At 70.3% G+C, this 26,539-nt stretch carries 22 protein-coding genes and 1 riboswitch; of the genes, 13 read left to right on the forward strand and 9 right to left on the reverse strand.

What is annotated here, in order from left to right; all coding sequences use genetic code 11:
- Position 1: 1 nt before the first annotated feature.
- Together ABTY98_RS30945 and nuoN are read left to right on the forward strand one after the other, a co-directional pair.
- A complete protein-coding gene (locus tag ABTY98_RS30945; RefSeq protein ID WP_352224357.1) occupies positions 2–1,573 on the forward strand; it encodes an NADH-quinone oxidoreductase subunit M in 1,572 nt (523 codons plus the stop codon).
- Positions 1,570–3,219: an NADH-quinone oxidoreductase subunit NuoN gene (nuoN, locus tag ABTY98_RS30950; RefSeq protein WP_352224358.1), complete on the forward strand. Its 1,650-nt coding sequence runs from the start codon at positions 1,570–1,572 to the stop codon at positions 3,217–3,219. Before ABTY98_RS30945 ends, nuoN begins: the two co-directional genes overlap by 4 nt.
- Before the next feature lie 115 nt (positions 3,220–3,334).
- On the opposite strand, the gene ABTY98_RS30955 is transcribed toward nuoN, so the two are convergent.
- Entirely contained in the window at positions 3,335–3,856 is a 522-nt protein-coding gene (locus tag ABTY98_RS30955) for a hypothetical protein (protein WP_352224359.1), read from the reverse strand.
- Between the two features lie 339 nt (positions 3,857–4,195).
- On the opposite strand from ABTY98_RS30955, the gene recQ reads away from it, so the two are divergent.
- Positions 4,196–6,238: a DNA helicase RecQ gene (recQ, locus tag ABTY98_RS30960; RefSeq protein ID WP_502994403.1), complete on the forward strand. Its 2,043-nt coding sequence runs from the start codon at positions 4,196–4,198 to the stop codon at positions 6,236–6,238.
- A 311-nt stretch (positions 6,239–6,549) separates the two neighbouring features.
- Here the strand turns inward: recQ and ABTY98_RS30965 are convergent, their stop codons facing one another.
- Together ABTY98_RS30965 and fahA are read right to left on the reverse strand one after the other, a co-directional pair.
- Positions 6,550–7,488, reverse strand: coding sequence for a M56 family metallopeptidase (locus ABTY98_RS30965; RefSeq protein ID WP_352224361.1), 939 nt, complete (start codon positions 7,486–7,488; stop codon positions 6,550–6,552).
- Positions 7,489–7,770: 282 nt separating this feature from the next.
- Complete coding sequence (gene fahA / locus ABTY98_RS30970) at positions 7,771–8,988, reverse strand: fumarylacetoacetase (protein WP_352224428.1); 1,218 nt, start codon at positions 8,986–8,988, stop codon at positions 7,771–7,773.
- A gap of 275 nt (positions 8,989–9,263) precedes the next feature.
- Between fahA and ABTY98_RS30975 the strand changes: the two genes are divergently transcribed.
- Both ABTY98_RS30975 and ABTY98_RS30980 read left to right on the forward strand, forming a co-directional pair.
- The gene (locus ABTY98_RS30975; protein ID WP_352224362.1) at positions 9,264–10,508 is read left to right on the forward strand and encodes a carboxylate--amine ligase; all 1,245 of its coding nucleotides are present in this window, start codon (positions 9,264–9,266) and stop codon (positions 10,506–10,508) included.
- Positions 10,509–10,534: 26 nt separating this feature from the next.
- Positions 10,535–11,731, forward strand: a complete 1,197-nt coding sequence (locus tag ABTY98_RS30980; protein ID WP_352224363.1) for an FAD-dependent oxidoreductase — start codon at positions 10,535–10,537, stop codon at positions 11,729–11,731.
- A 299-nt stretch (positions 11,732–12,030) separates the two neighbouring features.
- Here ABTY98_RS30980 and ABTY98_RS30985 read toward each other — a convergent pair whose 3' ends face one another.
- Positions 12,031–12,492: a hypothetical protein gene (locus ABTY98_RS30985; protein ID WP_352224364.1), complete on the reverse strand. Its 462-nt coding sequence runs from the start codon at positions 12,490–12,492 to the stop codon at positions 12,031–12,033.
- Between the two features lie 145 nt (positions 12,493–12,637).
- Between ABTY98_RS30985 and ABTY98_RS30990 the strand changes: the two genes are divergently transcribed.
- Positions 12,638–13,444: an HAD family hydrolase gene (locus ABTY98_RS30990; RefSeq protein WP_352224365.1), complete on the forward strand. Its 807-nt coding sequence runs from the start codon at positions 12,638–12,640 to the stop codon at positions 13,442–13,444.
- Between the two features lie 9 nt (positions 13,445–13,453).
- Here the strand turns inward: ABTY98_RS30990 and ABTY98_RS30995 are convergent, their stop codons facing one another.
- The gene (locus tag ABTY98_RS30995; RefSeq protein ID WP_352224366.1) at positions 13,454–13,939 is read right to left on the reverse strand and encodes a transglycosylase SLT domain-containing protein; all 486 of its coding nucleotides are present in this window, start codon (positions 13,937–13,939) and stop codon (positions 13,454–13,456) included.
- A 3-nt stretch (positions 13,940–13,942) separates the two neighbouring features.
- Positions 13,943–14,140, reverse strand: a riboswitch (cyclic di-AMP (ydaO/yuaA leader).
- Between the two features lie 1,570 nt (positions 14,141–15,710).
- Between ABTY98_RS30995 and ABTY98_RS31000 the strand changes: the two genes are divergently transcribed.
- The 5 genes from ABTY98_RS31000 (at position 15,711) to ABTY98_RS31020 (ending at position 21,248) form a co-directional block, all read left to right on the forward strand.
- Complete coding sequence (locus ABTY98_RS31000) at positions 15,711–16,718, forward strand: polyprenyl synthetase family protein (RefSeq protein ID WP_352224367.1); 1,008 nt, start codon at positions 15,711–15,713, stop codon at positions 16,716–16,718.
- Between the two features lie 146 nt (positions 16,719–16,864).
- Complete coding sequence (locus tag ABTY98_RS31005; RefSeq protein WP_352224368.1) at positions 16,865–17,824, forward strand: CHRD domain-containing protein; 960 nt, start codon at positions 16,865–16,867, stop codon at positions 17,822–17,824.
- A 249-nt stretch (positions 17,825–18,073) separates the two neighbouring features.
- Complete coding sequence (locus tag ABTY98_RS31010) at positions 18,074–19,306, forward strand: LolA family protein (RefSeq protein ID WP_352224369.1); 1,233 nt, start codon at positions 18,074–18,076, stop codon at positions 19,304–19,306.
- A 57-nt stretch (positions 19,307–19,363) separates the two neighbouring features.
- Positions 19,364–20,368 (forward strand): ABC transporter ATP-binding protein, encoded by a 1,005-nt coding sequence (locus tag ABTY98_RS31015; protein ID WP_352224370.1) that lies wholly within the window; start codon positions 19,364–19,366, stop codon positions 20,366–20,368.
- On the forward strand, positions 20,355–21,248 hold the full coding sequence (locus tag ABTY98_RS31020; RefSeq protein WP_352224371.1) for an ABC transporter permease: 894 nt from the start codon (positions 20,355–20,357) through the stop codon (positions 21,246–21,248). Before ABTY98_RS31015 ends, ABTY98_RS31020 begins: the two co-directional genes overlap by 14 nt.
- Here ABTY98_RS31020 and ABTY98_RS31025 read toward each other — a convergent pair.
- Positions 21,238–21,843 carry a flavodoxin family protein gene (locus ABTY98_RS31025; protein WP_352224372.1) on the reverse strand — a complete coding sequence of 202 codons (606 nt, stop codon included), beginning with the start codon at positions 21,841–21,843 and terminating at the stop codon, positions 21,238–21,240. The genes ABTY98_RS31020 and ABTY98_RS31025 overlap by 11 nt on opposite strands.
- A 218-nt stretch (positions 21,844–22,061) precedes the next feature.
- On the opposite strand from ABTY98_RS31025, the gene ABTY98_RS31030 reads away from it, so the two are divergent.
- Positions 22,062–23,411 (forward strand): tetratricopeptide repeat protein, encoded by a 1,350-nt coding sequence (locus ABTY98_RS31030; protein ID WP_352224373.1) that lies wholly within the window; start codon positions 22,062–22,064, stop codon positions 23,409–23,411.
- A gap of 68 nt (positions 23,412–23,479) precedes the next feature.
- On the opposite strand, the gene ABTY98_RS31035 is transcribed toward ABTY98_RS31030, so the two are convergent.
- The 3 genes from ABTY98_RS31035 to ABTY98_RS31045 all read right to left on the reverse strand — a co-directional run bounded on the left by ABTY98_RS31035 (position 23,480) and on the right by ABTY98_RS31045 (position 25,973).
- The gene (locus ABTY98_RS31035) at positions 23,480–23,944 is read right to left on the reverse strand and encodes a VOC family protein (RefSeq protein ID WP_352224374.1); all 465 of its coding nucleotides are present in this window, start codon (positions 23,942–23,944) and stop codon (positions 23,480–23,482) included.
- Between the two features lie 31 nt (positions 23,945–23,975).
- The gene (rarD, locus tag ABTY98_RS31040; protein ID WP_352224375.1) at positions 23,976–24,941 is read right to left on the reverse strand and encodes an EamA family transporter RarD; all 966 of its coding nucleotides are present in this window, start codon (positions 24,939–24,941) and stop codon (positions 23,976–23,978) included.
- 180 nt (positions 24,942–25,121) lie between these two features.
- The gene (locus ABTY98_RS31045; RefSeq protein WP_352224376.1) at positions 25,122–25,973 is read right to left on the reverse strand and encodes an SDR family oxidoreductase; all 852 of its coding nucleotides are present in this window, start codon (positions 25,971–25,973) and stop codon (positions 25,122–25,124) included.
- A 173-nt stretch (positions 25,974–26,146) separates the two neighbouring features.
- Here ABTY98_RS31045 and ABTY98_RS31050 point away from each other — a divergent pair, with 173 nt between their 5' ends.
- On the forward strand, positions 26,147–26,485 hold the full coding sequence (locus tag ABTY98_RS31050) for a winged helix-turn-helix transcriptional regulator (protein WP_352224429.1): 339 nt from the start codon (positions 26,147–26,149) through the stop codon (positions 26,483–26,485).
- Positions 26,486–26,539: the final 54 nt, after the last annotated feature.

The following is a 26,539-nucleotide window of genomic DNA, read 5'->3' on the forward strand; positions in this document are numbered from 1 at the left end:
GATGTCCTTTCCTCTGCTGACAGCGACGGCGGCGCTCCCGGCCGTCGGGGCGGTCGCCACGGCCGCCGTACCGGCCGCCCAGCGCACCGCCGCCAAATGGCTCGCGCTGCTGGTCTCGCTCGGCACGCTCGTGCTGGCGATCGTCGTCCTGGTCCGCTTCGACCCGGGCGGCTCCCGCTACCAGCTCACCGAGTCCCACCCCTGGATCAAGGACTTCGGAGTCAGGTACGACCTCGGCGTCGACGGCATCGCGGTCGCCCTGATCGCGCTGACCGCGCTGCTGATCCCGTTCATCATCCTGGCGGGCTGGCACGACGCCGACCCGCTGGAGACCGGCAACAGGCGGTGGCGGCCGACACAGGGCTTCTTCGCCCTGATCCTGGCCGTCGAGGCGATGGTGATCATCTCCTTCGAGGCCACCGACGTCTTCCTCTTCTACATCTTCTTCGAAGCCATGCTGATCCCGATGTACTTCCTCATCGGCGGCTTCGGCGACCGCGCCCACGCGGGCTCCGACGAGAACGCGGCGGCCCAACGGTCGTACGCCGCCGTGAAGTTCCTCCTCTACAACCTGGTCGGCGGTCTGATCATGCTGGCCGCGGTCATCGGCCTCTACGTGGTCGCCGGGAACTTCTCCCTCGCGGAGATCGCACAGGCCCGCGCGAACGGCTCGCTGCACATGGCGACCAGCACCGAACGCTGGCTGTTCCTCGGCTTCTTCTTCGCGTTCGCGGTGAAGGCGCCGCTGTGGCCGCTGCACACCTGGCTGCCCAACGCCATGCAGGAGTCCACCGCCCCCGTCGCCGTCCTCATCACGGCGGTCGTCGACAAGGTAGGCACGTTCGCGATGCTCCGCTTCTGCCTCCAGCTGTTCCCGGAGGCCTCGAAGTGGGCGACACCCGTCATCCTCGTGCTCGCCGTGATCAGCATCATCTACGGCGCACTGCTCGCCGTCGGCCAGCGCGACATCAAGCGCCTGGTCGCCTACGCGTCCATCTCGCACTTCGGCTTCATCATCCTGGGCATCTTCGCGATGACCAGCCAGGGCCAGTCCGGCGCCACCCTCTACATGGTCAACCACGGCATCTCCACGGCGGCGCTGATGCTGGTCGCCGGCTTCCTGATCTCCCGGCGCGGCTCGCGGCTCATCGCCGACTACGGCGGTGTGCAGAAGGTCGCCCCGGTACTCGCCGGCACCTTCCTGATCGGCGGCCTGGCCACCCTGTCCCTGCCGGGTCTCGCACCGTTCGTGAGCGAGTTCCTGGTCCTGGTCGGCACGTTCACGCGCTACCCGGCCCTCGGCATCATCGCCACCTTCGGCATCGTCCTCGCCGCGCTCTACACCCTCGTCCTCTACCAGCGGACGATGACGGGCCCGGTGAAACCGGAGGTCTCCGCGATGCCCGACCTACGCGCGCGTGAACTCGTCGTCGTCACCCCGCTGATCGTCCTGCTGATCTTCCTGGGCGTCTATCCGAAGCCCGTCACGGACATCGTCAACCCGGCGGTCAAGCAGACCATGTCGGACGTACACAAGACCGATCCCAAGCCCGCAGTGGAGGCGGCCAAGTGAGCGCAGCAGCCGTCCACAGCCTGTGGACAACCGCGGCCGACCCGATCTCGAAGATCGACACGCCGAAGATCGAATACGGGCAACTGTCACCCACCCTGATCGTCCTCGGCGCGGCGATCGTCGGAGTGCTCGTCGAGGCGTTCGTCCCGCGCAAGTCCCGCTACTACGCGCAGGTCTTCGTCTCCGCCGTGGCGCTGTGCGCGGCCTTCGCGGCAGTCGTCGCACTGGCCGCGGACGGATACGGCACCACCAAGGCGCACATCGCCGCCATGGGCGCGATCGCCGTCGACGGACCGTCCCTGTTCCTGCAGGGAACGATCCTGCTGGCCGGCCTGCTCGGCCTGTTCACCTTCGCCGAACGCCGCCTCGACCCGGCCGCCCACGGCAACCGCGTCGACTCATTCGCCGCACAGGCCGCCTCCGTGCCCGGCAGCGACAGCGAGAAAGCCGCGGTGAAGGCGGGCTTCACCACCACCGAGGTCTTCCCACTGCTCCTCTTCGCCGTCGCCGGCATGCTGGTGTTCCCCTCGGCCAACGACCTGCTGACGCTCTTCGTGGCCCTGGAGGTCTTCTCCCTCCCGCTCTACCTGATGTGCGCCCTGGCCCGCCGCAAGCGCCTGATGTCCCAGGAAGCAGCGGTCAAGTACTTCCTGCTCGGCGCCTTCGCCTCCGCGTTCACCCTGTTCGGCATCGCCCTGCTGTACGGCTACGCCGGTTCGGTCTCGTACGCGACCATCGCCCAGGTCGTCGACGGCACCGTCACCAACATCGACCCCGCCCTCGCCGGCACCATGGGCAACGACGCGCTGCTCCTGATCGGCACCGCGATGGTCGTCATGGGCCTGCTCTTCAAGGTCGGCGCGATCCCCTTCCACATGTGGACCCCCGACGTCTACCAGGGCGCGCCCACCCCGGTGACCGGCTTCATGGCCGCGGCGACCAAGGTGGCAGCCTTCGGCGCACTGCTGCGACTTCTGTACGTCGTCCTGCCCGGCATGCGCTGGGACTGGCGGCCGGTCATGTGGGGCGTCGCGATCATCACCATGCTGGGCGGCGCGATCGTCGCGATCACCCAGACCGACATCAAGAGACTGCTCGCCTACTCGTCGATCGCCCACGCCGGATTCATCCTCGCGGGTGTCATCGCGACCTCGAAGGACGGCGTGTCGTCCGTCCTCTTCTACCTGGCCGGGTACTCCTTCGTGACCATCGGCGCCTTCGCCGTGGTCACCCTCGTGCGCGACGCCGGCGGCGAGGCCACCCACCTGTCCAAGTGGGCCGGCCTCGGCCGCCGCTCGCCGCTGGTCGCAGCCGTCTTCGCGGTGTTCCTGCTCGCCTTCGCAGGTATCCCGCTGACCTCCGGCTTCGCCGGGAAGTTCGCCGTGTTCAAGGCGGCGGCGGAAGGCGGGGCCGCCCCGCTGGTCGTCATCGGTGTGATCTCGTCGGCGATCGCCGCGTTCTTCTACATCCGCGTGATCGTGCTGATGTTCTTCAGCGAGCCCAGGCCCGACGGCCCCACGGTCGCCGTCCCGTCGCCGCTGACCATGGCGGCGATCGGCGTCGGCGTCGCGGTCACACTGGTGCTCGGTGTGGCACCGCAGTACTTCCTGGACCTGGCGAGCCAGGCCGGAGTGTTCGTGCGCTGACCGTTCCCGTACGGCCGTGGGCCCTGGTTCCTCACGAGGAACCAGGGCCCACGCGCGCGTGCGCAGCACGGGCTGCAGGGCTACGGGCACGGCACCGCGTCGGCTACGGCTACGGCTACGAGCACGTCACCATCGGGTTCCACGGCGCGAAAAGACCGCTCGGATTGTCCTTCCAGATCCAGGCGTGCAGCGTGTACACAGAACCCACGCCGTCCAGTTCCGCCGGCCCCTGGAACGTCTGCCCGAACAGCGTCGGCGCGGCGCTACCGGTGCCGGCGCGCACGATCCACTCCACCCCCACCAGGGCACGGCCGCCGTCGCTGTCGGTCTCGTAGAGAAGACCCGCGGGCTCGGCCGGGTCGAGGCTGCCGATGTTCGCAGCGTTGATGTAGTGGTAGCCCGAGCCTCCCTTGCCGGTCTGGGCGTCATGGGCGCAGCCGCCGGTGGGGGTGTACCCGTCCGTGATCGCGAACGGCTCGTACTGGTAGTCCGTCGTCGCCGTGTACGTCGGGGTCAGATCCGTCCATATGAACGGGTCGGCCACGGGGACGGGAGCCGCGTCGGCGGGAACCGCGGCCAGAGCGAACGGCACGGCCAACGCCAGAACGGCGCCGGCGGTGCGGGACCTGAGAGACATCCTGATGCTCCTTGGGGCGGAAGAGGCACGCGAGTGCGGTGCCTCCGTACAAGGCGGGCCTCCCCGGTCCCGCCCGTGCAGCATGGCCCGCGCCGCTTCCGGGCCGCCACGCGAAGACGGCCAAAGGGCTGAAGACGGCCAAAGGGCTGAAGACGGCCAAGGGGCTGAAGAAGGCCGAAGGGCTGAAGACGGCCGAAGGGCTGAGGACTCCGCCGGACAGGGGGGCTTCCGCCCCGCACACTCCTACGGACGGCGGGCCTGTGGATAACTCCGGCGCTGTCGGTCCATGCCCCTATCGTGGGGGCAGTGGTCGAGGGACGACGTACGGGGGACACGACGATGGGTGGGACGGGCGGAACCGACGAGATGCCAGGGACGACCGAGCCGCCGGGGACGCGGCAGCTGCCCGGACCGGCGGACAGCGAGGCACTGGCCACGCTGCACAGGGTTTTCGGGTACGACGCCTTCCGGGGCGAGCAGCAAGCGATCATCGACCATGTGGTCGCGGGCGGGGACGCCGTCGTCCTCATGCCCACCGGCGGCGGAAAATCACTGTGCTACCAGATCCCCGCCCTGGTCAGACCCGGTACGGGCATCGTGGTCTCACCGCTCATCGCACTCATGCAGGACCAGGTGGACGCCCTGCGCGCCCTTGGTGTGAACGCCGGGTTCGTCAACTCCACCCAGGACTTCGACGAGCGGCGCGTGGTCGAGGCCCAGTTCCTCGCAGGAGAGCTCGACCTGCTCTACCTGGCGCCGGAGCGGCTGCGCCTGGACTCCACGCTGGACCTGCTCGCCCGCGGCAAGATCGCCGTCTTCGCGATCGACGAGGCGCACTGCGTCTCCCAGTGGGGCCACGACTTCCGCCCCGACTATCTGTCCCTCTCCCTCCTCGGCGAGCGCTGGCCGGACGTCCCGCGCATCGCGCTCACGGCCACCGCCACCCACGCGACCCACGAGGAGATCACCCAGCGGCTGCACATGCCTGCCGCCCGGCACTTCGTGGCCAGCTTCGACCGGCCCAACATCCAGTACCGGATCATCCCCAAGGCCGACCCCAAGAAGCAGCTGCTCACCTTCCTCCGCCAGGAACACGAAGGTGACGCGGGCATCGTCTACTGCCTCTCCCGCAAGTCGGTCGAGTCCACAGCGGAATTCCTGACCCGCAACGGCATCGATGCCGTCCCCTACCATGCCGGCCTGGACGCGGGCACCCGCGCGGCCCACCAATCCCGATTCCTGCGCGAGGACGGCCTGGTCGTGGTCGCCACCATCGCCTTCGGAATGGGTATCGACAAACCCGACGTCCGTTTCGTCGCCCACCTCGACCTGCCCAAGTCCGTCGAGGGCTACTACCAGGAGACCGGCCGCGCCGGCCGCGACGGCCTGCCCTCCACCGCCTGGATGGCCTACGGCCTCAACGACGTCATACAGCAACGCAAACTCATCCAGTCCGGCGAGGGCGACGAGGCGTTCCGCCGCCGCGCCCAGGCCCACCTCGACTCCATGCTCGCCCTGTGCGAGACCGCCCAGTGCCGCCGCGGGCAACTGCTCAACTACTTCGGCCAGGACCCCGCTCGGGAGGGCTGCGGCAACTGCGACACCTGCCTCATCCCGCCGGAGACCTGGGACGGCACCGTCGCCGCCCAGAAGGTCCTCTCCACGGTGGTACGACTGCAGCGCGAACGCGGGCAGAAGTTCGGCGCCGTCCAGATCGTCGACATCCTGCTCGGCAAGCGCACCGGCAAGGTCATACAGTTCGACCACGACCAGCTGTCCGTCTTCGGTATCGGCACCGACCTCGACGAAGGCGAATGGCGAAGCGTCGTCCGGCAACTGCTCGCCCAGGGACTGCTGGCCGTCGAGGGCGAGTACGGCACGCTGGTGCTCACCGAGGCCAGTGGCACGGTACTGCGGAGGGAACGGGACGTTCCACTCCGCAAGGAGCCGAAGAAACCGGTGGTCTCCCGGTCCTCCGGGACGTCCGGATCCTCCGGGTCCTCCGGCAAGGGCAAGGCGAAGGCAGCTGTGGCAGAGCTGCCCGAGGACCTGCTCCCCGCCTTCGAGGCACTGCGCGCCTGGCGTGCCGAACAGGCCCGCGAACAGGGCGTACCGGCGTACGTGATCTTCCACGACGCCACGCTCCGGGAGATCGTCGGCCGATGGCCCGAGACGATCGCCGAACTGGCCACCGTCGGCGGCGTGGGCGAGAAGAAGCTCATGACGTACGGGGAGGGCGTGCTCGGTGTACTGGCCTCCCTGAAGGCACCGTCCTCCCCGTCCCCGTCCCCGTCTCCGTCCCCGTCCCCGGCGGCGGGGACCGGGGACGAGGACCACTGGCCCGAGATGGACGCGGAGCCGGAGCCGGACGACTGGATATAGCCCGAGCCGGCCCGGCGCGCGGACCCTGCTCAGAGACCCCGCGCCGCGTACGCCCTGACGTCCGCGTCCGCCGTCGCCGTGGCCAGCGCCGCACGGGCCTCTTCGACACCGGCGTGCCGGGTCAGAGCGAGGACGGCCGCTTTGCGGACGTCGGCGTTCGATGGGCCCGGCTGGTGTGGGACAGCCGTCCTCCAGGCCAGCCGCTTCCCATGCCTGAAGCCGATCGCCCGCGCATCGACACGAACTCGGTCAACCGTTCACGGGTCTGGTCGAAGTTCCCCGCGTCCGGCAGGTCGCCGGCGGCAGGTCCCCTACCCGAGCGCCGTCAGCCCCGGTGCGAACGTGATCAGCAGGGGCAGCAGGGGTACCAGTGCGGCCACTGTCGTCGTCAGGGCCCGCTGGCGGCGCAGCAGCCGTGGTGGTGGTTCCAGGAGGCGGTCGACCCGCTCGCCGAGCAGTCGGCGGCTCGACGCGCAGGACAGGACTCCGCGGTGCTGGTTCAGTTCGATCAGCGCCAGTGCGGTCGTGAGGTGGCCGCAGCGGCGGGATGCCGCGTCGTCGGCGGCGAGTTCGACGAGCCGGTGGGTCTGGTCGCAGAAGTGGGAGAAGAGCGGCACCCGCGGGAAGCCTGTGGCCAGTGCACTGGACAGGTGGAGCAGCCAGTCGTGGTGTGCGCGGGCGTGGCCCCGCTCGTGGGTGAGTACGGCGTCGAGCTGGTGGTCGGTAAGGCGGTGCAGTGCCCCGGTGGTCACGACCAGCTGCGGTGGATGCCCGGGCATCCACCAGGCGTCCGGGTATTCGTCCTCCAGCACCAGCATTGGTCCGCGTGCCGCAGGCAGCCCCGCCGGCAGTTCCGGTGCCCGTTCGCGCAGGTGTGCGCGGGTCTGGTCGCGGTGCCGCCGGGCCTCGACCAGTTCGCGGGCGAGCATCGCCGTCGTCCACGCGGCCCCGCAGGCGAGCAGCACCGTGAGGGCGACCGCCCACGGGGGCGCGACGGAGAGGTCGTACGCCGCGGTGACCGCCGGTGGCGCCGGCGCGAACACCCGGTCGCGCACGGTGTGGAAGACGGCCGCCGCGCCCAGGACGAGTGCGGTCAGGCAGCACATCAACACGGTGGCGACCAGGCACTGCCAGACCCACAGCGCGACCACCGGTTCCCGTTCGGGCCACAGGGCCTGCACCAGCGCACGCGGCGCGGGCACCGCAGCCGTCAGGGCGACGACGCTCAGCAGGAGCAGGCAGACGGTCATGCCGAGGCTCCGTTTCCTGTCGGAGAGGTGCGCGGGTGGTGGGTGGTGCGGGGGTGATGCGCCGTTGCGCGACAGGGTGCGTGCGCCGACGCATCACGTAATGCGTGCGCCGTCGCCTCGCATGGTGCGCGTGCGGGCGCCTCGCATGGTGCGTGTCCCGTCAGTATGACGGGACGGAGCACCCCGAGTCAGGTACCGACGAGGATCCGGGTGCCCTACTGCCCAAACCCCGGCAGTGGGCGCGGCCCTACTCCTGCAAGCGCTCTGCGATCCGACCGCCTCTCACGCCGCCACGATCCGCCCGCTGACCTCCCCGAGCCCCACCCGGCTACCGCCCGGGCCCGGCGCCCACGCGGCCAGCGTCACCACGTCGCCGTCCTCCAGGTACGTCCGCTTGCCGTCCGGGAGTTCGAGCGGGTCCCGCCCGTTCCAGGTGAGCTCCAGGAGCGACCCGAGTTCCCCGGGATCCGTACCGCTCACCGTGCCGGAGCCGTACAGGTCGCCGGTGCGCAGTGAGGCGCCGTTGACGGTCAGGTGGGCGAGTTGCTGCGCGGCGGTCCAGTACATGGTGGAGAACGGCGGCTCGGACACCACCTGACCGTTGATCGCGATCGACATCCGCAGGTCGTAGCCCGCGGGCTCCTCGGCGGAGTCGTCGAGATACGGCAGCAGCGGATGCGTCCGGCGGGGCGGGGCGACCCGTGCGTCCTCCAGCGCGTCCAGCGGGGTGATCCACGCCGAGACCGAGGTGGCGAACGACTTGCCGAGAAAAGGGCCGAGCGGGACGTACTCCCAGGCCTGGATGTCGCGCGCCGACCAGTCGTTCAGGAGAGTGAGCCCGAACACGTGCTCCCGGAAATCGCTCAGCGCCACCGGCCGCCCCTGCTCGGAGGGCGCGCCGACGACGAAGCCGACCTCGGCTTCGATGTCCAGCCGGACCGACGGGCCGAACACCGGCGCCTCCGAGGGGTCCGAAGTCGTCTTCCGCTGGCCCGACGGCCGTACGACGTCCGTCCCCGACACCACGACCGTGCCCGCACGGCCGTGGTAGCCGATCGGCAGGTGCTTCCAGTTGGGGGTGAGCGGTTCGGCGGCGTCGGGTCGGAAGATGCGGCCGGCGTTCCGGGCGTGGTTCTCGGAGGCGTAGAAGTCGACGTAGTCGGCGACCTCGAAGGGGAGGTGCAGGGTCACCGCGGACAGCGGGTGGAAGAGGGGTTCGAGTACCTCGCGGTGAGCGGGCACGGTCACCCAGGCCGTCAGGGCGCGCCGTACGTCCGACCAGGTGGTGCGTCCCGCGGCCAGCAGTGGGTTGAGGGTCGGGCGGGCCAGCAGTGACGCGTACGGGGAGCCGAGCGCGAGAGCCGCGGCGCCGGCGTCCAGGACGTGGTCGCCGAGGCGGACGCCGACCCTCCGTTCCGTGTTCTCGGGCGTCGAGAACACGCCATACGGGAGATTGTGCGGGCCGAAGGGGTCACCCTCGGGGACCTCGAAGGGGGGCAAGGGGGGCATGGGGTGGCTGCCTCGCTCTCATCCGTGTCGCGCTGGGCCAAGTATGTGGAGACGTTGCTATGGCGTTGCGCGGCATTCCATGTGGTCGCGCCACACGTTACGGGTGAGTTGGCTGTCGTGGCAGTGTCTAAAGAGTTCGCAATGTCCGAATAAGCCTTGTCGGAGGGGTCAATTCCGGCTTAGCGTCCTTTGGGGGACACGGACGGGGTGGATCCGGTCCGTAGGGGGGACACGTGGGGGGACCCGTGGCCAGGAATGCCGTCAGCATGCCGTTCGAAGCGGATCGCGACGTGCCGGGCCTGATCGTCAAATTCGGCGACTATCCGCTGCACCATGGCGGGGTCGGCGCGATTCGCAGCCTGGGCCGCCTGGGCGTTCCCATGTACGCGATCACGGAGGACGCCTACACACCGGCGGCTTCCTCCCGTTACCTCAAACGGGCGTTCGTGTGGCCGACAACGGGCGCCGAGGAACCGGCTCATCTGGTCGAGGGACTGCTGCGCATCGGCCGCCGCATCGGCCGGCCGACCGTGCTGATTCCCACCGATGAGGAGGCCGCCGTCCTGATCGCCGAGCACCAGGACGCGCTCGGCGACCGCTTCCTCTTCCCGCGCGTGGAGTCCGCGCTGCCCCGCCGGCTCGCCAGCAAGCAGGGTCTGCACGAACTGTGCGTGGAACACGGCATCCCCAGCCCGACATCCGCCTTCCCGCAGTCGTACGACGAGATCATCGACTTCGCCGAGAAGGCCCGTTTCCCGATCGTCGCCAAGAACCGCGAGGCGTTCGTCCGGCGCGCGCAACCCGCAGTCAACGGCACGACGAAGATCGCCACCCGCGAAGGGTTGCTCGCTCTCGCGCGTGACTGGGGCACCCACCCGGGTGTCATCCTCCAGGAGTACCTCCCGAGGGAGGATGCCGAGGACTGGATCGTGCACGCCTACTTCGACGCCGACTCGAACCCGCGCGCCCTGTTCACCGGCGTCAAGGTGCGCTCCTGGCCGCCGCACGCGGGCATGACGGCGAACGCGTACGTCGTCGACAACCCGGAACTCGCCGACCTCGCCGCTCGTTTCATCAAACAGATCGGCTTCAGCGGCATCATCGACCTCGACCTGCGCTTCGACCGCCGCGACAGGCAGTACAAGCTGCTCGACTTCAACCCGCGCATGGGCGCCCAGTTCCGGCTCTTCGAGAGCGAGTCGGGGGTGGACGTGGTCCGCGCCATGCACCTGGACCTGACCGGGCGCCGCGTTCCGGAGGGGGAACAGCGCGCCGGTCACCGGTACGTCGTGGAGAACATCGACCTGCCCGCCCTCCTCGCCTACCGCCGCAGCGGCTATACGACACCGCACGCACCCGAACGGCCGAGCGGGACCGAACTGGCCTGGCTCGCGGGTGACGACCCGCTGCCGTTCGTCACGATGCTCGCCCGCCTCGTGCGTCCGGGCGCGAAGCACCTCTTTCAGCTGTGGCGCACCAACCGCCGCGGCTCCAGCACCTCCACGAAGTAGGCACCACGTTCCTGGGGAGGGACTTCGTGATCCAACCGGTAGCAGTCATAGGTGCCGGGCCCTTCGGCCTGTCCACCGCCGCCCATCTGCGGGCGCGCGGCATCCCCGTCCGGGTCTTCGGCGACCCCATGGTCAGCTGGCGCGACCACATGCCCGAGGGCATGCTCCTGAAGTCGACGCCCGCCGCCTCCAACCTCGACTGCCCGCAGCGCGGGCACACCCTCGCCGACTACTGCGACGCGGCGGGCATCCGCAGGCTGGTGACCGACGAGGACGTCATCCCGGTGGAGACCTTCATCGGCTACGGCGAGTGGTTCCAGCAGAAGCTGGTGCCCGAGCTGGAGCGGGTGCGGGTGGTCTCCGTGGACCGCGACAAGGCGGCCGGGTTCGAACTGAAGTTGGACTCGGGAGAGTCGTTCACCGCCCGCGCGATCGTCGTCGCCACCGGCCTGTCGGGACTCGCTCATCTCCCCGCGGTGCTCGCGAAAACGGCGGCGGACGGGCCCACGAGCCCCGTCTCACACAGCTCTCAGCACCACGACCTGACCCGCTTCTCCGGCAAGGAACTGATCGTCGTCGGTGCCGGACAGTCCGCGCTGGAGACGGCGGCTCTCGCGGCCGAGGCGGGCGCCCAGGTGCGGGTGGTCTCACGCGGGCGCGGCAAGGTCACCTTCGGCGCCCCGCCCTGGGACCAGCCCCGGCTGCGCCCGGAGTCCCCGTTCGGCCGGGCCTGGTCGCTGTGGGCGCTCAGCTACTACCCGCACCCCTACCGCTACCTCCCCGCGCGGACCCGCCACTACCTGGTCCGCCGGGTGCTCGGCCCGCTCGGCGCCTGGTGGCTGCGCGACCGCTTCGAGGGCAAGGTCCAGGTCCACGAGGTCGCCGGCGTGACCGGCGCCGACACCTCCGACGGCGCCCCGGTCCTCACCGTCCGCACCCACGACGGCCGTACCGACCGGCTCACCGCCGACCATGTCGTCGCCGCCACCGGCTACCGCGTGGACACCGCGGCGATGGACTTCCTCGGCCCCGAGCTGCGCACCCGCGTCGCAGTCAGCCGCGGCGCCCCGAAACTGGGCGCCGGATACGTCTCCTCCGTGCCCGGCCTGTACTTCACCGGCCTGCCCGCGGCGGCGTCGTACGGCCCGGTGATGCGGTTCGTGTGCGGTACGGAGTTCGCCTCGCCGCGCCTGGCCAAACACCTGGCGGCTGCCCACGCCTGACGCCCGCCTCGCCCACCGCTCGCGGATCCGGCCCCGCCCACCCGCACTCGGGGCCAGGCGGCAGCCACCCCTGGATCCGCGCCGACACCCACCTCCGGGGGCGGGGCCTGTCACCCCGCCCCCAGGGCCCGCCTGCCACCCCGCCCTCGGGGCCGGCCCGCCACCCCGCCCCGGGGCTACGCGGCCTCGGCCGCAGCTGCCAGGTCAGGAACTCCTCGATCGTCTCGGGCGGATTGGCCGCTTCCGTGGCCTCGGCCTCCGATCCCGGGCAGTACATGTAAGACCACCACCGGCAGCGGTCACCCGAGGACCTTCTCGATGCGGCCCCCGCCGTGCGGATCATGTGCCAGCCGTATGCACGGGTCGGCGAAGTGCAGCCCCAACGGCTCGCGCCCCGCGTCCAGTTCGGCGTTCTCGCCGTACCCGTCGAACCAGAGTCCGAGCCGCCGGACCTCCTCGGTGGACAGCACGCCGCCGACCGGGTCCTCGGGACAGTTGCCGAGCATCTCGAAGCCGCCGAGGATCCAACGCCCGTAGTTCCAGCGCGCCTCGCCGGGTCCGCCGGGTCCCGTTCGGCCTCGTACTGGCTCTCGGTGTTGCAGCCGGCCGCCACGTACGGTCTGAGCTCGCCGTCGTCGACACGCCGGATGCGGAACGACGGCGTAGATCTCCGGCCGCAGCGCCCGGGGAAACCGCTCCAGCACCTCGGACGCCGATTCCAGCAGACGCGCGCGGGAGTCTCCCGGTCCAACCGTCACCATGGCCGCCCCCGTCCGATCGGTGCCATCAACCCACCGCCAACGTAACGCGGCCCACTGACAAGGCCCCATCACTGAGGCAGCGGGCGCCACTTGAGGCCGAAACGCACAGTGAGTCTCAGGGGCGTGCTGTCCGTATTCTCTGATCATGGTCGCACCCACCCCGTACTCACTGATCGCCACCGACCTGGACGGCACGCTGCTGCGCACCGACGACACCCTGTCGGAACGGTCGCTCGCCGCGCTCGCGCGGGCCGGCCGGGCCGGCGCCCGGCATCTCGTCGTGACCGGGCGCCCCGCGCCGAGAGTGCGCCCCCTCCTGGACGACCTCGGCTGCACGGGACTCGCGGTCTGCGGCCAGGGAGCGCAGGTGTACGACGCCGGCACAGCCCGGCTGCTGTGGTCGGTCACCCTGGACCGGGAGCTGGCGGAGACCGCCCTCGGCAAGATCGAGGCCGAGGTCGGACAGGTGTACGCGGCGGTCGACCAGGACGGCGTGGACGGGCTCACGCTCATCGAGCCGGGCTATCTGATGCCGCACCCCACGCTGCCCGCGCTGCGCGTCGGCCGGCGCGACGACCTGTGGTGCGCGCCCATCAGCAAGGTGCTGCTACGGCACCACACCCTGTCCGATGACGAGCTGGCGGCGACCGCGCGCTCGGTGGTGGGGTCGCTGGCGACGGTCACCATGTCGGGGCCGGGGACCGTCGAGCTCCAGCCGTGCGGGGTGACCAAGGCGACCGGGCTCGCGCTGGCCGCCGACCATCTGGGGCTGAGCCGCGAACAGGCCGTCGCCTTCGGGGACATGCCCAACGACATCCCCATGTTCGACTGGGCGTCCTACGGGGTGGCGATGGCCAACGCCCATCCCGAACTCAAGACGGTGGCCGACGAGATCACCTTGTCGAACGAGGACGACGGCATCGCCGTCGTCCTCGAAAGACTCTTCCGCTGACGGCGCCGGTCAGTACGCGCCGTGCACGTTGTCGATCGAGCCGTACCGCGCGGCGGCGTAGTTGCAGGCGGCGGTGATGTTCGCGACCGGGTCGTATATGTCGAACGACGTGCCGGCCACGTGGTACGCGCTGAACGTCGGGTCGATCACCTGGAGCAGCCCCTTGGACGGGATGCCGGCGGCCGCGTTGGAGTCCCAGAGGTTGATGGCCCGCGGGTTGCCGGAGGACTCACGGATCACGTTGCGGTAGATGCCGTTGTAGCTGCCCGGGATCTTCTTTTCAGCCATGATCGCGAGCGACTCGCGGATCCAGCCGTCGAGGTTGTTCGGGTACCCGGCGAGCGTCGTCGAGGCCGTCGAGGTGGAGGTGGCGGCGGAGGCGGTGGTCGCCCCGATGAGCGGGAGGGCGAGAACGGCGGCGCCGGTGCCGGCGATGGCAAGCGTGCGGACGACGCGGTTACGGCGGGGACGGCGGTGCTGATCGGCAGCAGACATGGCGAAGTTCCTCTCCGTCGCCTACGAGGTGAGCTGTCGGGTTCGGGCGCGGGGAGTGCCCGGCCGCACCGCCCGAAGGCGAGGCGACTTCACCCCTAGCCGTTCCGGTACGACGTCCGTCGTTGACGTCGGCCGCCCGGTCCCGCGACTTACCTGGATCCCCCGCTCCTGCCGTGCGAATGGACTCGTCGATGGGTCACGACGGGCGGCGGCAGGATTCGGCGTCCGCCCGGCGAGCGGGAACGTATGCGAGAGCACATGTCCGGAACAAGTGCTGGATTCACACAACACACCGATTGACCTTGATCTGAGTCGTATGGGGTACTTGATCCTTTGCGGCTGCCAAGCCTCAACTCGCCCACAGGAAACGGAAAGAAAGGTTCGTCCTGGCTTTTACGGCCTCCCGACCAACGTGACCCACTTCACGAAGTGGCAATCGCGGCAAATCCGACATAGGCGATTCGTGAAATCCGTTTTTCCGGGCATCGATGGAAAAGCGTTCGGCCGTCATTCGTGCGGATTGCCCTAATTGGGGTAAGCGGAGTGGTGTGCATCACAGGCGATTTCGGGTATTGCCCGAATTGTCTAATTCGGCGGAATTCCGGCTCGGTAGGCGAACCGGCGGGCCCGACCGGGTGCGGGTCGGCAGTGGGCGCTGCTCGTCCAGTCCATCTGTTCAGATGGTTCATCCGGTCGTGTGCATCTCCGGCGCGCCCCTCGTGAACTCCGTACGGTCCGGGTACGCGCGCGTGCCGCTGATCGAGCGCGGCGCCGGAAGGTCGGCGCCCGACGGCTACGTCCGTTCGGATTCCTCGACGGCGACGGGTCGGCCAAGTCCGCGGAGCAGGCGTGGAATTCAAGTGCGTGGGCCCCGGCGGGCGTACATGATTCCGGTCACGTTGGGGGAGGGATGGGCGGGCCCGCCGACCCGGCGGCGGGCGAGGCGGCAGTCCACGCGCGCGTGTCCACCGTGAGAGGGGAACCTCCGCCGCCCCACACGTCGTTGTCATAGCGGCCGTCCGTGGAGTAGGCCACGGCGACCGCTTTGAGCGGCTCGGGTGCGAGGGTCGTCACCCGGAGCGAGATGCAGCCGTCCCGGGGGATGTCGGCCGCTCGACGGTCGCGGGGCCTGCCGGCCGGCCGAGGCATGTCCATGACCCATCGGGCACGGTCGGCGCCGGCGGCCGCGCGGGCCCGTCCGGTCGGTGAGCTCGGCGGGGGAGGTCTTCGAGCGGCGCGGGGGCGGTCTCGTCCGTCCGTGGGCACCACGCCCGTGGGAACGACGTTCGGACGGCGAAGGGGATGAAGGGGGGTGCGGAGGTCGTCGTGCGTGGTCTTGTAGGGGACGGATGTACGGGTACGGATCGACTCGATCTGAACCCCGTCGGCTTTGACGGGCCGCGGAGGGGGTACCTCCGGGCAGGTGACGTCGGTCGGAGAAGACATGGCCGTCCGTGGTCGGGGCTCTGTGGGACGGCCCGCCGTCCGACCCGGTGACGGCGCTGGTCCGGGACGCGGTTCGCCCTCCGGCCCGGGACACGACTTGAGCCCCGGTTCGGGACAACTGGCGGTACTTCCTGTTAAGTCATTGGATGTCAGGTCGTATCGGCTGATCAAAAACATACCGGTCGTGATCCGATAGTGCCCGGGGTGTAACGATGGGCGCCCTCGGTGATCGAAACCTGACCGGATACGCTGACTTGAGTGATGGCAGCGACCTATCGACAAACCGTGTAATCGCCAGTGGACACCAGCAGACAGGAGACCCCTCGTGACCGTCGGGCCGTTCGGGCTGAGCGTGCGGGACCAGGCTCTGGAAGCCGATGTCCAGGCCGGATTGACGGCTGTCGAGGAGGGCTTGCTAGAAGCCACCAAAAGTGAGGTCCCCTTCATCACGGAGGCCGCGCAGCACCTCGTGCGGGCCGGCGGGAAGCGGTTCCGGCCGCTGCTGGTGATGCTGGCCGCGCAGTTCGGTGACCCGTACGCGCCGGGCGTCGTGCCGTCGGCCGTGGTCGTCGAGCTGACCCATCTCGCCACGCTGTACCACGACGACGTCATGGACGAGGCCGCCGTGCGGCGCGGTGTCGACAGCGCCAACACTCGCTGGGGCAACTCGGTCGCCGTTCTCACGGGTGACTTCCTGTTCGCCCGCGCCTCGCAGATCCTCGCCGACCTCGGACCCGAAGCGGTGCGGGTCCAGGCCCTCGCGTTCGAAAGGCTGGTGACGGGCCAGATCCTGGAGACGGCCGGGCCGTCGGACGGGCGTGACCCGGTCGACCACTACCTCGACGTGCTGGCCGGCAAGACCGGCTCGCTGGTGGCGGTCTCCTGCCGCTTCGGCGCGATGATGTCCGGTGCCGACGAGACGGTCGTGGACGTCCTCACCCAGTACGGCGAACGCCTCGGTGTCGCCTTCCAGCTCGCCGACGACGTCCTGGACATCGCCTCCGACTCCCGCGAGTCCGGCAAGACCCCGGGAACCGACCTCCGCGAGGGCATTCCCACGCTTCCGGTGCTACGGCTGCGGGAGCGGGCGGCCCGGCTGGGGCTGGCCGAGGACGTCGCGCTGTGTGAGCTGCTGGACTCCGACCTCACGGACGACGCGCGGCACGCGGAGGCCCTGACCGCCCTGCGGGCGCATCCGGCGCTGGAGCAGGCGCGCCGGGACACGGTCAGGTACGCCGAGGAGGCCCGGGCCGCGCTGACCCCGCTGGCGGAGTGCGATGCGAAGGTTTCCCTCCTGGAACTGTGCGACGCGGTGGTGCACCGGGCGGGATAGCCCTCCAGCTCCCTGGCCAAGCCCAAGGGGCGCATTCGTGACGCATGTCACATTACTGGACTGAGTTCAATCTAGGACCGTTTCGTACTTCCTCTCAGAAGCCGACGCAGGGGGCGTCGGCTGCCAAAGGGGGAGAAAACGGATTGATGGTCATCAACGCAACGCGTCGCAAGAGCCTCGTCGCCGCCGTCGTCACTGTGACCGCTCTCGGTGGTGCCGTCGTCCCGGCGTTCGCCGTCACCAGCCACAGCCCCACCAGCCACAGCCACAGCTCCACCAGTCAGGGCTCCACCGACTCCGCCGTCCTCGTCGCCAGTCTGCGTGGCGCCAACGAGGTGCCCGTTGCCGGTGGGCCCGCCGCCGGGGACGAGGACGGCACCGCGCTGGAGTTCATCGAGGTCAAGGGAGACAAGGTGACCGTCGCCGTGACCTGGCGCGGTACCGGCAGGCCGACCGCCCTGCACATCCACCAGGGCGCCCAGGGCACCAATGGCGGGGTGAAGATCGACTTCGGGAAGCTGCTGAAGACGGCCAAGGGTCACCGCCTCACCGGCAGCGTCAAGGTCACCGACAAGGCCCTGCTCCAGCAGCTCACCACCGACCCCGGAGCCTTCTACGCCAACCTGCACACCGCCGAGTTCCCGGGCGGGGCGGTCCGCGGCCGGCTGCACGCCGTCACCACCGTCTCCGACCTCAGGAGCGGGGGCTTCCAGGCCTCCGTCGTCACGGGCAAGCAGATCTACGAGTGCAAGGCGGCCGACGGCGGAGGCTACGCCTTCGCCCAGCGTGACGTCAGCGCCAAGCTCGGCTTCGGCATCCGGCACTCTTACGTCGCACCCAACTCCGGCACCCCGCAGTGGGCCGCACCCGACGGCAGCGCGGTCACCGGAGCCGTCCTGACCAAGACGGCGAACGGCAACGGCAACATCCCAGAGCTCGACCTCATGGCCACCCAGTCGGGCAAGAAGCACGGACTGCTCGCGCACACCGGTGAGGTCCTGCGCCTGAACACCGCCGGCGGCGTCGCCCCGGCCGGCACCTGCACCCCGGGTGCCGTCGTCGGCGTCCCCTATCAGGCCGACTACGTGTTCGTGCGGCAACCCTGAGTGACTATTGCGCGTGGCAGGAGGCGCCTTCCCCGCACGACCCCTACGGGTCGGGGGAGGCGCCTCCACCCTTGTGTCATACCGCAGGCGTACGCGGAGTTGGCTCCCGGGTCTGACGCTTCTGTGGCTGCGATTTGGTGAGATGGAAACCACGGAAATCACCACCACTCACCGATTCGGGTGAGAATGGCGGCTCAGGGTGGGACACGTGCGAGCACAGCCGCCGCCGACGACGGAGGTAAGGCACACATGGCACCGTACGAAACCGACGACAGCACGGGGGCCGCGCAGGCCGACGACGAGCTGCGCGCCCAGCGGCGGCGCAAAGCCGCACGGTACGTCGTTCCGGTCACCGTGGTGGGCGTGGCCGCGGCCACGATCGGGCTGGTCCCGGCGCTCGCCGACTCCGGCGACCCCAACCTGCCGAAGATCACCGCGCAGGAACTCATCAACAAGATCGCCAAGTCGGACGTGCAGCAGCTGTCCGGCACGGTGAAGATCAGCACCGACCTCGGGCTGCCCGACCTCGGCGGTCTGGAGAGCGGCCTGATGTCCGGCGCGGCCCAGGGCGGCGGCGACGGCTCGTCCGCCGACCCGTCGACCAAGCTCACCGAGCTGGCCTCCGGCACGCACACACTGCGCGTGGCCGCTGACGGCCCCGAGAGGCAGAAGGTGTCGCTGCTGGAGAGCGGCGCCGAGTACAGCCTCATCCACAACGGCACGGACGTGTGGGGCTACGACAGCAAGTCCAACGAGGTCTACCACTCCACCGCCGCCGACTCCGGCAAGGCGGAGCGGCACGAAACCCCGGCCACGCCCAAGGACTTCGCCGACGAGGTCCTCAAGTCGGTCGACGACACCACGTCGGTGAAGGTCGACGGCACCGCCCAGGTGGCCGGCCGCGACGCCTACCGGCTCGTCATCAAGCCCAAGCAGTCCGGTACGACGGTCGGCGCGATCAGCATCGCGGTGGACGCCAAGACCGGAACCCCGCTGAAGTTCACGCTCACCCCGTCGGGTGGCGGCGCGGCCGTGATCGACGCCGGTTACACCCAGGTCAGCTTCGCGAAGCCGACCGCCTCGACCTTCGACTTCACCCCGCCCAAGGGCGCCAAGGTCACCCAGGGCGACAGCCTCGACAAGGCACACAAGGGTGACAAGGGTGACAAGATCACCAAGACGCCCGGCCGGAGCACACCCGAGGAGCTCGGCAAGAACGGCTTCGACGTGCTCGGCAAGGGCTGGAACTCCATAGCCGTCCTCGACACCGGCAGCAAGGGCGGACTGCCCACCGGCTCCGCTTCCGGCGGCGGCGACCTGGGCGGCTTCCTCGGCTCGCTCGGCGACCCGGTCTCCGGCAAGTTCGGCAAGGGCACGGTCCTCTCCACCCGGCTGATCAACGCCCTGGTCACGGACGGCGGCAAGGTGTACGTCGGCGCGGTGGACAAGGCGGCCCTGGTGAAGGCGGCGAACGCGGGGTAGCGCAGGGCGGGGTGGGTACCGTGAGTACCCACCCCGCACGACGAATCGAGGGAGCCGATGGACCAACCGTCCGCCACGGACCGGGAGTCGGAGGACCCGGGGCAGGATGACCCGGGCCAGGACGACCCGGCACGCGCGAGCGTCATCGACACCCGCGGCCTCACCAAACGCTACGGGGGACAGCTCGCCGTGGACGGTCTCGACCTGACCGTCCCGGTGGGCAGCGTCTTCGGCTTCCTCGGTCCGAACGGCTCCGGCAAGACCACCACCATTCGCATGCTGATGGGCCTGATCACACCCACCTCGGGCACGGCCCGCGTCCTGGGCCACCCGATGCCGCGCGCCTCACGCGTCGTACTGCCCCAGGTCGGCGCCCTCATCGAGGGCCCGGCGCTGTACGGCTTCCTCTCCGGCCGCGACAATCTGCTGCGGTACGACGCCGCCGACCCGACCGCCGACCCGCGCACCCGGCGCGCCCGCGTCGAGGCCGCGCTGGAGCGGGTGGGGCTGACGGCCGCCGCCGCGAAGAAGGCGAAGGCCTACTCCCTGGGCATGAAGCAGCGGCTGGGGCTGGCCGCCGCACTGCTCCAGCCCCGCAGGCTGCTGGTCCTGGACGAGCCGACCAACGGCCTCGACCCGCAGGGCATGCGGGAGATCCGTTCCCTGGTGCGGGAGCTGGCCGGGGACGGCACGACGGTCTTCCTCTCCTCCCACCTCCTCGACGAGATCGAGCAGGTCTGCACGCACGCGGCCGTGATGGCGCAGGGCAGGCTGATCACCCAGGGCGCGGTGGCCGACCTGGCGGCCGGGGCGCGCGGCCGGCTCGTGGTGACCACCCCGGACACCGGCGAGGCGGCCCGGGTGCTCAAGGAACAGGGCGTCGTGGACCTCGTCACCGCCGAGGACCGGGTGAGCGGCGAGCCGCCCGAACGCGACCTCGCCGAGGTCAACGCGGCGCTCGTCTCGGCGGGCGTGCGCGTGCGCGGCTTCACTCTCGAACGGGCCTCGCTGGAGGACGCGTTCGTAGCGCTGACCGGGGAGGGCTTCGATGTCGCGGGCTGACGTGGCGGTCGTAGAGGGAACGACCGTCCGGCCGAACCCGCTGTGGACACTCGGCCTGCTCCGCAGCGAGCTGGCCATCACCCTGCGGCGCTGGCGCACCCTCGCGCTGCTCGGCGTACTGGCGGCGGTGCCCGTCCTGATCGGGGTCGCCGTCAAGATCGAGACGCGAGGCGACGACCAGGTCGGCGGGGGTGGTGGCGGTGGTGGTGGCCCGGCGTTCATCGCGCAGATCACCAACAACGGCCTGTTCCTCGTGTTCACGGCACTGGCCGCGACCCTCCCGTTCTTCCTGCCGATGGCCGTCGGGGTAGTGGCCGGCGACGCCGTCGCCGGCGAGGCCAACGCGGGCACCCTGCGCTATCTGCTGGTCGCCCCGGCCGGCCGCACCCGTCTGCTGCTCACCAAGTACGCGGCGACCATGGCCTTCTGTCTGCTGGCCACCCTGGTGGTGGCCGCCTCCGCCCTCGCCGTCGGTGCGATCCTCTTCCCGCTCGGCGACCTGACCACCATCTCCGGCACCCAGATCTCCTTCACCGAGGGCCTCGGCCGGGCTCTGCTGATCGCCCTGATGGTGGCGGCCTCCCTGACCGGTATAGCGGCGCTGGGCCTGTTCGTGTCCACGCTGACCAACAGCGGTATCGCGGCGATGGCGACCACCGTCGGCCTGCTGATCACCATCCAGATCCTCGACCAGATCCCCCAGTTGCACGCGCTCCAGCCGTACTTCTTCTCCCACTACTGGCTGTCCTTCGCCGACCTGGTGCGCGACCCCGTCTACTGGGACGACCTGGTCAGGAACCTGGAGCTGCAGGCCCTGTACGTGGCGGTGTTCGGGTCGGCGGCCTGGGCGCGGTTCACGACGAAGGACATCACGGCGTAGCGGCGGCGGAAGCCTCACCCACCGCGAATCGGGCCAGGGGCGCCTCCCCGGCGAAGAAATCCTTTGCCCGCGCCAGCGCCTCCGTGTCCTTGAGGACATCACCTCGCGCGCTGCCGTTGCCGAGCAGTACCCCGCCGAAACGCATGCCCATGTAGGCGGCCGAGTTGTGGAGCAGGCCGGCGTACGGGTCCGCGACGGACGGCTCGTGGTCCGCCAGCACTGCCACCCCCCACAGGGTGCGGCCCGTCAGGGTCGCCCTGAAATCGAGATCAGGGATGCGCAGCCAGCCCGACCAGTAGTCCAGGTAGCGCTTGGTGAGACCGGACACCGAGTACCAGTACACCGGCGAGGCGATCACGATGTCGGTTGCCGCCAGTGTGGCGTCGAGCAGCAGACCGGCGTTGGTGTGCGAGGGCGCCCGCACGTGGTCGGCGTCGCGTCGCAGGTCCACGAAGTCCGGCAGCGGATGGTCGGCCAGGCTGATCCACTGCTGTTCGACGCCCTCGGGCAGTTGTTCGGCGGCTCGGCGGGCCAGGCGTTCGGTGTTGCCGTCGGCGCGGGCACTGCCCAGTACGAACAGGAAGCGGCGAGTCACAAGATCCCCCAGGTGAGCGGCGCACGAAGAATAAAGTTGTGTGCATCATATGCGCATGCATTCAACTTGGCCAGGGGTGGTGCCGCCGGGCCACGGCGGGCGGCCCCTTCCTGATGCGAGGCTGTGACGTCGCGGTGACGCGTGAGCCGAGGGGAGCGGCCAGACTTGACCGTACGCACGGGTACGACCGGACGGTGACGCCGGGGGAATGAGGGCCGATGTCCCGACTCAGCCGCGAGACGAAGCGGGAAGCTCAGCAGACCGACCGGCCGGCGGAACCGGTCGAGGTCCGCGTGACGGGCGGCGCCGCGACCGTGGACGGCGTACCGCTGTTCCCGGCGCCCGGTGAGGAGCCCCAGCAGGCGGTCCTCAACCACCTCCAGCGCCTCGCCCACGCCGGCGGCCGTCCCGTCCTCGCCACCGTCCACGACAGCCGCATCGGCTATGTCGTCCGCCTCGAGGTGAACCTGGACGGCTCCAGCAGCTTCACCGGCGATCCGGAACAGATGGGGCCGTCCGGTGCGCCGAACGCGCCCACAGCACCCCCGGAGGCGGCACAGCAGCCCCATCGGGACAGGCCGCCGCATCTCCTGCGCGCCGTAGACGAGTCGCCGGCCACGGCGGCCGCGACCACGGCGGTCACGGGCACGGCGGTCACGGGCAGGGCGGTCACGGGCACGCCGGTGGCGGAGGCGGCGGCTACGGGCACGCCGGCCGCAGGGGCGGCGGTCACGGAGGTGCCCCCCTCGTTCCCGCTGCGTGCGGTCCCGGCTCCGCCGGTGGCCGAACCGACGGCGCCGGGCACGGTCCAGCCGCCGACCGGGGTGTTCGGCCCGCCGCCCGTCATGGACGGGACACCCGCCCCGGCGGCCCCCGCCGTCATACCCGCTCAGGCCGTCACCGGGCCCCAGTCGGTGCCCCGGAACGATCCTCGCGTCACCCCCCGTACAGAACCCCTCATGGACTCCCTCATAGGACCCCTCGTAGCACCCGAATCCGCCCGCGCCCTCGAACCCGATCCCAGGCACACCCCCGCCCGCGGGTTCGACGCTGTCGCCGAGGAGGTGCTCGGGGACGAGCCCGGGACCGTGACAGCGGAGGGGGCCGCGCTGCTCACCGAGCCGGTGTCGCGGATCAACGAGGCCGTCCGGGCGGGCCGTATCGAAGTGGCGGCCGAACTCGCGGAGCGCACCGTCGCCGAGGCCTCCGCGACCCTCGGCGACGGTCACGTCGAGGTGTTGCACCTGCGCGAGCTGACCGCCTACATCGCCTACCTGGCGGGCGACCCGCTGCGCGCCTTCCACCTCTCCCTCGACCTGGCCCGGCAGCGCCGGCAGGCACGGGACGGCGAGGGGGCGTACGGGAACGTGCGGAGCGCGGCCACGGCCTGGCGCGCGGTGCGCGACCCGGAGCACGGGCTGCGCCTCGGCCGCGACCTGATCGACCTGTGGGCGCAGCTCACCACCGAGGACGGCCCGGCCGCCGACGACCCGGAGGAACTGGATTCCGCCCGCGCCCGGATGGGCCGCCTCACCGAACGCGCCCGCCGCGCCTCCGAGAACGTCTGAACGTCGGTCACCGCATCCGGAGCGTCAGTCACCGGAGCCGGAGCTCAGCCGCTGCATCCCTGAGCGTGTCACTGCACGCAGAACTCGTTGCCCTCCGGGTCGGCCATCACCGTCCACGCCCCGGCCGGCTCGGACACATGCCGCAGCACCGTCGCGCCCAGCCCTTCGAGCCGCGTCACTTCATCCGACCGCTTCCCCGCCTCGGCGTGCAGGTCTATATGGAGCCGGTTCTTGCCGGACTTCCCTTCCGGTACCCGCTGGAAAAGCAGCCGCCGGCCCAGCCCGGTCCCGCGCTCCTGGTCGAACGGATCGTCTGGATGCCGTACGGCCATGAGGTCACGGAAGGCGGCACGGCCGTGGTACTCCACGGTCGCCACGCCGGGCAGCGCGCCCAGCTCCAGCAGACGTTCGACCAACGCGCTGTTGTCCTCGGCCACATAGTGCAGCGCCGCGGCCCAGAAGTCGGCCTGCGCGTGCGGGTCGCGGGCGTCGACGACGAGTTTCCAGTGCAGGGGTGCGGGCGTCTGCGTCATGCCGCCCACTTATAGCCGAAGGCCGTGGGCCTCACACCTGACTTGTGGGAGTCTCCGCGGCCGCAGTCACCGGCCGTGGTACGGGCGCCGCCGCGAGCGCACGCGCGGACCGGTGGGCGGTGCGCAGCGCGTCCCAGGTGAGCAGGGCGAGGGCGACCCAGACCAGGGCGAAGCCGGCCCAGCGTTCGGCGGGCATGGCCTCGTGGAAGTAGAGGATGCCGAGCAGGAACTGGAAGACCGGCGCCAGGTACTGCAGCAGACCGAGCGTGGAGAGCGGGACGCGGATCGCGGCGGCGCCGAAGCAGACCAGCGGGAGCGCGGTGACGATGCCGGTGGAGGCCAGCAGGGCGGCGTGCCCGGCACCGTCGTTGACGAAGCTGGAACGGCCGTGGCCGGCCAGCCACAGCAGATAGCCGAGCGCGGGCAGGAACTGGATCGCCGTCTCCGCGGCGAGTGACTCGATGCCGCCGAGGTTGACCTTCTTCTTGACGAGGCCGTAGGTGGCGAAGGAGAAGGCGAGGACGAGCGAGATCCACGGCGGCTGCCCGTAACCCACGGTCAGTACGACCACGGCGGCGAAACCCACGCCCACCGCCGTCCACTGCGCGGGCCGCAGCCGCTCCTTCAGCAGCAGTACACCCATGGCGATGGTCACCAGGGGGTTGATGAAGTAGCCGAGCGAGGCCTCCACGACGTGCCCGGAGTTCACGGCCCAGATGTAGACACCCCAGTTGACGGTGATCACGGCGGCGGCGACCGTCACCAGTGCCAGTCGGCGCGGCTGCCGCAGCAGCTCACCGGCCCAGGCCCAGCGTCGTACGAAGGCCAGCGCGACGGCGACGAAGGCCAGGGACCAGACCATCCGGTGGGCCAGGATCTCCAGGGATCCGGCGGGCTTCAGCAGCGGCCAGAAGAGGGGGACCAGGCCCCACATTCCGTAGGCCGCGAAGCCGTTCACCAGCCCCGCCCGCCGCTCACCCCTCGATATCTCGGCCATCGGCCCTCCTCACGCCCCTCACGCCCAGCTCTCCAGCACACCGGGACGAAGGTAACGCCGAGCACCCCCGTCTGTCATGGCCGTATCGGCATACGGTCATGACAGACGGGGGTGGAAACGCGCGGTGCCTCTCCAGGCCTCTCGGGGCCTGCTTGGGTCAGGGCCTGCTTGGGTCAGGGCCTACTTGAGGCCGGCCGCGACGGCCTCGGAGATCGGGGAGGTCGGGCGGCCGGTCAGGCGGGAGAGGTCGCCGGAGTCGACGACCAGCTCGCCCTTGGCGATCGACGCGTCGACGCCGACCATGATCGCGGCGAACGGCTCGGGCATCCCCGCGCCGGTCAGGATGGACTGGAGCACCTCGCCGGGCACCGAGTTGTAGGCGATCTCCTTGCCGGTCTGCCGCGCGATCTCCGCCGCGTACTCCGCGAAGCTCCAGGCGACGTCGCCGCCCAGCTCGTACGTCTGGTTCTCGTGGCCCTCGCCGGTCAGTACGGCGACGGCGGCGGCCGCGTAGTCCGCGCGGGAGGCCGAGGAGACCCGGCCGTCGCCGGCGGCCGCGACGACGGCGTTGTGCTCCAGGACGGGGGCGAGGTTCTCGGTGTAGTTCTCGTGGTACCAGCCGTTGCGCAGCAGGGCGTACGGCAGGCCGGAGGCGAGCAGTGCCTCCTCGGTGGCGCGGTGGTCGTCCACCAGCGACGCCTTCAGGCTGCCCGGCGCGCTGGTGTAGGCGAGCAGGGCCACACCGGCCGCCTTGGCCGCGTCGATGACGACCTTGTGCTGCTGCGGGCGGCCCTTGTCGAACTCGTTGCCCGAGATCAGCAGCACCTTGTCACCGGCGGCGAAGAGACCGTCGAAGGTCCCGGGGGAGTTGTAGTCCGCGACGGCGATCTTCACGCCCCGGGCGGCGAAGTCGGCGGCCTTGGCCTCGTCGCGCACGACGGCGGTGATCTGCTCGGCCGGGACCTTCTCCAGCAGCTGCGTCACGACGTGACGGCCGAGGTGTCCGGTGGCTCCGGTGACAACGATGCTCATGGTCTGCCATCTCCTTGTGGGGTTCCGATGCCACTAACCCTACGAGGTGCGCTAACCAAAAGAAAGTACCCACTTTGAAGTAAGGTACTGGCATGGCCGTAAGTACCTCTGAAGTCGAACACCGCCCCGACGCGCCCGGTGCGCGGGCCGGCACGCACGTCGTCGGCGAGGCGATGTGCCCGCACCGCCTGGTCCTGGAGCACGTCACCAGCCGCTGGGGCGTCCTGGTCCTGATCCAGCTCCTCGACCGTGCCCACCGCTTCAGCGAACTGCGCCGCGCCATCGGCAGGGTCAGCGAGAAGATGCTCACCCAGACCCTCCAGACCCTGGAACGCGACGGCCTCGTCCACCGGGACGCCAAGCCCGTCATCCCGCCCCGCGTCGACTACTCCCTCACCGATCTCGGCCGCGAGGCGGCCTGGCAGGTACGGGACCTGGCGCTCTGGACGGAGCGGCGGATGGCGGACGTGACCCGGGCCCGGGAGGCGTACGACGAGGCGAAGCGCGCCTGAGCACGAAGCGGGCCCGGACGCAGCGTCCGGGCCCGCACTCACTGCTCGCACTAC

Origin of the sequence: Streptomyces sp. NPDC096040 (genome assembly GCF_040303265.1) — a bacterium.
Taxonomy (GTDB): domain Bacteria; phylum Actinomycetota; class Actinomycetes; order Streptomycetales; family Streptomycetaceae; genus Streptomyces.

What these genes read in the sequence shown, in the direction of transcription:
- ABTY98_RS30945 (WP_352224357.1), top strand. Translation starts at nt 2, where the DNA reads ATGTCCTTTCCTCTGCTGACAGCGACGGCGGCGCTCCCGGCCGTCGGG.
- ABTY98_RS30955 (WP_352224359.1), bottom strand. Translation starts at nt 3,856, where the DNA reads ATGTCTCTCAGGTCCCGCACCGCCGGCGCCGTTCTGGCGTTGGCCGTG.
- recQ (WP_502994403.1), top strand. Translation starts at nt 4,196, where the DNA reads ATGGGTGGGACGGGCGGAACCGACGAGATGCCAGGGACGACCGAGCCG.
- ABTY98_RS30965 (WP_352224361.1), bottom strand. Translation starts at nt 7,488, where the DNA reads ATGACCGTCTGCCTGCTCCTGCTGAGCGTCGTCGCCCTGACGGCTGCG.
- ABTY98_RS30975 (WP_352224362.1), top strand. Translation starts at nt 9,264, where the DNA reads ATGCCGTTCGAAGCGGATCGCGACGTGCCGGGCCTGATCGTCAAATTC.
- ABTY98_RS30985 (WP_352224364.1), bottom strand. Translation starts at nt 12,492, where the DNA reads ATGGTGACGGTTGGACCGGGAGACTCCCGCGCGCGTCTGCTGGAATCG.
- ABTY98_RS30990 (WP_352224365.1), top strand. Translation starts at nt 12,638, where the DNA reads ATGGTCGCACCCACCCCGTACTCACTGATCGCCACCGACCTGGACGGC.
- ABTY98_RS30995 (WP_352224366.1), bottom strand. Translation starts at nt 13,939, where the DNA reads ATGTCTGCTGCCGATCAGCACCGCCGTCCCCGCCGTAACCGCGTCGTC.
- ABTY98_RS31005 (WP_352224368.1), top strand. Translation starts at nt 16,865, where the DNA reads ATGGTCATCAACGCAACGCGTCGCAAGAGCCTCGTCGCCGCCGTCGTC.
- ABTY98_RS31010 (WP_352224369.1), top strand. Translation starts at nt 18,074, where the DNA reads ATGGCACCGTACGAAACCGACGACAGCACGGGGGCCGCGCAGGCCGAC.
- ABTY98_RS31015 (WP_352224370.1), top strand. Translation starts at nt 19,364, where the DNA reads ATGGACCAACCGTCCGCCACGGACCGGGAGTCGGAGGACCCGGGGCAG.
- ABTY98_RS31020 (WP_352224371.1), top strand. Translation starts at nt 20,355, where the DNA reads ATGTCGCGGGCTGACGTGGCGGTCGTAGAGGGAACGACCGTCCGGCCG.
- ABTY98_RS31030 (WP_352224373.1), top strand. Translation starts at nt 22,062, where the DNA reads ATGTCCCGACTCAGCCGCGAGACGAAGCGGGAAGCTCAGCAGACCGAC.
- ABTY98_RS31035 (WP_352224374.1), bottom strand. Translation starts at nt 23,944, where the DNA reads ATGACGCAGACGCCCGCACCCCTGCACTGGAAACTCGTCGTCGACGCC.
- rarD (WP_352224375.1), bottom strand. Translation starts at nt 24,941, where the DNA reads ATGGCCGAGATATCGAGGGGTGAGCGGCGGGCGGGGCTGGTGAACGGC.
- ABTY98_RS31045 (WP_352224376.1), bottom strand. Translation starts at nt 25,973, where the DNA reads ATGAGCATCGTTGTCACCGGAGCCACCGGACACCTCGGCCGTCACGTC.
- ABTY98_RS31050 (WP_352224429.1), top strand. Translation starts at nt 26,147, where the DNA reads ATGTGCCCGCACCGCCTGGTCCTGGAGCACGTCACCAGCCGCTGGGGC.